This is a genomic window from Ruoffia sp. FAM 26254 (genome assembly GCF_045528545.1).
GTDB classification, from domain to species: Bacteria; Bacillota; Bacilli; order Lactobacillales; family Aerococcaceae; genus Ruoffia; species Ruoffia halotolerans.
Map to the genome: position 1 here is coordinate 1 of NZ_JBGQQY010000094.1, position 1781 is coordinate 1781.

2 protein-coding genes are annotated in these 1781 nt (G+C 34.5%); both read right to left on the reverse strand.

What is annotated here, in order from left to right; all coding sequences use genetic code 11:
- Positions 1-225, reverse strand: a 225-nt coding sequence (locus ACEN3Z_RS11755) for an ATP-binding protein (protein ID WP_407090966.1), incomplete at its 3' end; no start/stop codon positions are given.
- A complete protein-coding gene (gene istA / locus ACEN3Z_RS11760) occupies positions 222-1637 on the reverse strand; it encodes an IS21 family transposase (RefSeq protein WP_407090967.1) in 1416 nt (471 codons plus the stop codon). The genes ACEN3Z_RS11755 and istA, both read right to left, overlap by 4 nt.
- Between the last annotated feature and the right edge of the window lie 144 nt (positions 1638-1781).

Consider the following 1781-nt stretch of genomic DNA (forward strand, 5'->3'; position numbering starts at 1 on the left):
GGAATCTTGTAACCGAATATCTTGATGCCACTCGAAGGAATCAAGTGTTTTATGGCCAATAAACTTCGCTTGCTTAATTAAACGTTGAATTTTTCGTTCTTCTTTAGCTTCTACTTCATTTATTAACAATTTAAGTAGCCATTCTTCTTGTTTAGGATCATCAACTAAGCTTGGTAAACTATTTAAGCGCAGTTCTTTACATACTGTTTCTAAAGTATAAATCATACCTTCACTCCTTTGGCTGCAACTTGGGTAAGAGCATCATATCCTTGCCAGTTCACATCAGATAGACTTTCCTCATACTCTTCAGAAATCAGTTCATAGAACCTTTCATTCAATTCAATCATTGTATGAACAGATAACAAACCTAATAAACGATCGAGTCGTTGGTAGAGTAAACGTAGATCATCAACACTCAAATATGACTGTATCCGTCCTGGAAGGTACTTCCAGTATCGTGAATAAGTGATTTTAGATAACCGCTGTTTCCAATCCCTAAGGATTGTAGGCCAATCAATTGCTCGTTTTCGAGTAACATATGGACGAAAATCTTCTTGAATGATTTCTCCGTTGCGAGTGATAATACGATATTTGTCCCAAGTGAGATAGGCATATACTTCACCATGACGCCATGAATTATGAATATGTATTAAAGTATTATCTAATTTTATTTCATTCATTTTATTTGCTCTTACTAGAACTTCTTTAAAGACAGGGTAATCTTCATCTGGTAGTTCTAAGCAGGATTTCTTTTCTTCTTTCCAAAGTGATTCTATCGTTCTTATTTTCTCATAGTGTTTTTCTTTTCGTTTCTTTACCATTCTCTGTTCTAAATCTTTATTCAAAGAAGAAAAATCTTTCATCTTGGGTGTTTCAGAAAAGAAATTATAGCGAACATATCCGACTTTATTTTCAACACTACCTTTTTCATGACCACTTGCAGGGTTACAAGTTTGGACATTGAACCCATAATGCATTGCAAATTGTAGAAATTCATTCGTTAACTTTGCATCCTTGAATTTTGATTTTGGTTTAATAACTGCAGTTGTCATATTATCAATTCGAATTGTCTTAGGGACACAGCCCATTTGCTTAAAGATTTCTTTCATACCAGTTAATAAGCATTCCTGATTTTCACTTGGTAAAGCAACTGCAAATCCCGCATTGCTAAACGGAGTACTTAACACTAATGCTTTGACATCCTTAAATGATCCTTCATGTTCAACTTCCATTGTTCCAAAGTCTAATTGGGCTTCTGCTGGAGGATGTTCGAGTCTTTCATAACCTGCACTCGGAAGATCATGATGATGTGAACTTTTCCAGTCGTGTACAAAATTGCAAACCGTACGATATGAGCCTTTAAAACCTATTGTCTCTAGTCCTTCAAAATAATTTTTGTTTGTTCTTCTTTTCTTTTTGGGAAGACGATAGTCTTCTTCTAGCCACAATGAAACGATGTCTCCCCAATCTTCGTCATACATCATTCCAACTTTTTTCTTCAAGTTTTTTTCAGGTAACACTAAACCATCAGCATACTTCTTTGCAGTACGCCAGTTAATATCTAAAGTTGTTGCAATTTCATTTATTGATTTATCGTGATTATTACGTAGATTTTTGATAGTATTAATATCAGCCATTGTTAGCATCCTTTTTCTTCCTCCAAGTTAAGCGTCGTAACTTAAACTTTAGAGGTAAACTGGATGACTAACAAGGCTTTTTTTGTTGCCTGGTTATGTACTTTTAGGCTGCAATCTTATGTATTATTATATTGCCATAAACAA

Coding starts and splice junctions, on each gene's coding strand:
- istA (WP_407090967.1), bottom strand. CDS start 1,637: ATGGCTGATATTAATACTATCAAAAATCTACGTAATAATCACGATAAA.